At 60.7% G+C, this 2,248-nt stretch carries 1 protein-coding gene and 1 pseudogene; one reads left to right on the top strand and one right to left on the bottom strand.

Going from position 1 to position 2,248, the window contains the following annotated elements; genetic code table 11:
• Positions 1 to 363 precede the first annotated feature (363 nt).
• A complete protein-coding gene (hemL, locus tag AACS18_RS12500; RefSeq protein ID WP_108612438.1) occupies positions 364 to 1,650 on the bottom strand; it encodes a glutamate-1-semialdehyde 2,1-aminomutase in 1,287 nt (428 codons plus the stop codon).
• Positions 1,651 to 1,894: 244 nt separating this feature from the next.
• Between hemL and AACS18_RS12495 the strand changes: the two are divergent.
• A pseudogene (locus tag AACS18_RS12495) lies at positions 1,895 to 2,248 on the top strand (H(+)/Cl(-) exchange transporter ClcA); the annotation flags it as partial.

The raw sequence follows: 2,248 nt of genomic DNA, 5'->3' as shown, positions 1-2,248 counted from the left end.
CCCTGATAGTGGTCAATGCTGACCACAAAGGGATACCCCTTGAGCGAGGCAAGGGGGGTGCTGAGCAGCCCCTGCAGTAGCGGGGTCAACTCCTCCTGATACTCCTGATAGCGCCGCAGCACATCGATGGGGCTCATCTCTGCCATATGGACCTCGGTGACGTGGGCTCTTGTGGTGAATGTGCAAATAGTGGGCCTGCTTTATGACAGGGATGGCAGGGCAAGTTGCACCAGAGGATGACAAATCGGTGGATGACGAGGGGGTAATGCACCAGAAATGGGCGTATTGCCGCCCTGTGTGGTGATGGAGTCTCTGTAATAGAAAAGGGCCCATGACGGGCCCTTTGCGACAACCAGCGGCGATTTAGCCAGCCAGCTTGGCGAAGCTGCGCTCGGCGGCAGCCAGGGTATGTTCGATCTCCTTGTCGCCGTGAGCCAATGACAGGAAGCCCGCCTCGTAGGCGCTCGGCGCCAGATAGACGCCCTCTTCCAGCATTAGATGGTAGAAGCGCTTGAAGCGTTCCATATCGCAGCGAGTGACCTGCTCGTAGCGGGTGATTTCGTTCTCTTCGGTGAAGAAGAAGCCGAACATGCCGCCCACATAGTTGATGGCGAGCGGGATATCGTGTTTGGCGGCGGCCGCTTTCAGCCCTTCTGCAACCCGCGCAGTCTTGGCGCTCAGCTGCTCATAGAGACCCGGCTCCAGCAGCAGATCCAGCATGGTCAGACCGGCCGCCATGGCCACCGGGTTGCCGGAGAGAGTCCCCGCCTGATAGACAGGGCCGGTCGGGGCAATGTGCTGCATCACCTTCTTCTTGCCGCCGAAGGCGCCCACAGGCATGCCGGCACCGATGATCTTGCCGAGGGTGGTGAGATCCGGGTCGATGTTGTAGTGACCCTGAGCACCGCGCAGGGAGACGCGGAAGCCGGTCATCACCTCGTCCAGGATCAGCAGGGCGCCGAACTCGTCACAGATGGCGCGCAGACCTTCCAGGAAGCCCGGCACCGGCGGGATGCAGTTCATGTTGCCTGCGACCGGCTCGACGATGATACAGGCGATCTCGCTGCCGTACTGGGTGAAGGCTTCACGCACTGAATCCAGATCGTTGAAGACGCAGGTCAAGGTGTGTTTGGCGAAATCGGCTGGAACGCCCGGGCTGTTGGGCTGACCCAGGGTCAGGGCGCCGGAACCGGCTTTGACCAGCAGGGAGTCGGCGTGGCCGTGGTAGCAGCCCTCGAATTTGACGATCTTGTCGCGGCCAGTGTAGCCACGGGCCAGACGAATGGCGCTCATGGTGGCTTCGGTGCCGGAGTTCACCATCCGTACCTGCTCCATGGAGGGGACGATCTGGCGCACTTTCTCGGCCATCAACACTTCGATCTCGGTCGGCGCACCGTAGCTCAGCCCTTTCTCAACGGCCTTGATGACGGCAGCCTTGATGGCGGGGTGGTTGTGACCCAGCAGCATGGGGCCCCAGGAGCCGATGTAATCCACGTAGGCCTGACCATCCACATCATAGAGATAGGCGCCATCGGCGTGATCGATGAAGCGGGGCGTGCCGCCGACCCCATTGAAGGCGCGGACCGGTGAGTTGACGCCACCCGGAATGGTCTGGCGGGCCTGTTCAAACAGCTGATCTGATTTTGACATGGATCATCCTTAATGGGATTTTGGTCGTCACACAAGGGATTGCAGCCGATTGAGACTCGGCAGGCCGGAGCATCAGGAGTATGCTTTGCGCTCTCGCCACCCGGACTCTCGGTCTGCTCCCGTGACAAAAATTTAACGGGCCGACTATAGCAGAAAGCCCCAGCCCTGGGCAGCCGAGCAACGCGCCGGGTGATCCTGATCTCAGCTAGCTGACGATATGGTTTTTCCAAGTTGGTGTAACAAGATGGCGCAACAAGCTCTCTCCTCTGAAGCCGATACCTCTTTGCGGGGGCCGCTTTCCCGCATTATCCGGCAAGACAAGATGCCCTTGCTGGTTCTGTTGCTGGCGGCGCTGGTCGGCACCCTGGCCGGACTGGTGTGCGGTCTGTTCGAATCGGGTGTCCACTGGCTGGCAGAACAACGTATCGCGTTGCTGGCCGACCGCCCCTGGTGGCAGCTCGGTCTGCTTGGCTTTGGCTTCAGCGCCTTGTTGGGATTTGTCGGCTACTTCCTCACTCATACCTTTGCCCCGGAAGCGGGTGGTTCCGGCATTCCCGAGATCGAGGGGGCGATGGACGATCTGCGCCCGGTGCGGTGG

Source organism: Aeromonas sp. HMWF015, from assembly GCF_963878965.1.
Lineage (GTDB): Bacteria > Pseudomonadota > Gammaproteobacteria > Enterobacterales > Aeromonadaceae > Aeromonas > Aeromonas veronii.
This window is presented reverse-complemented; position numbering and strand designations above follow the sequence as displayed.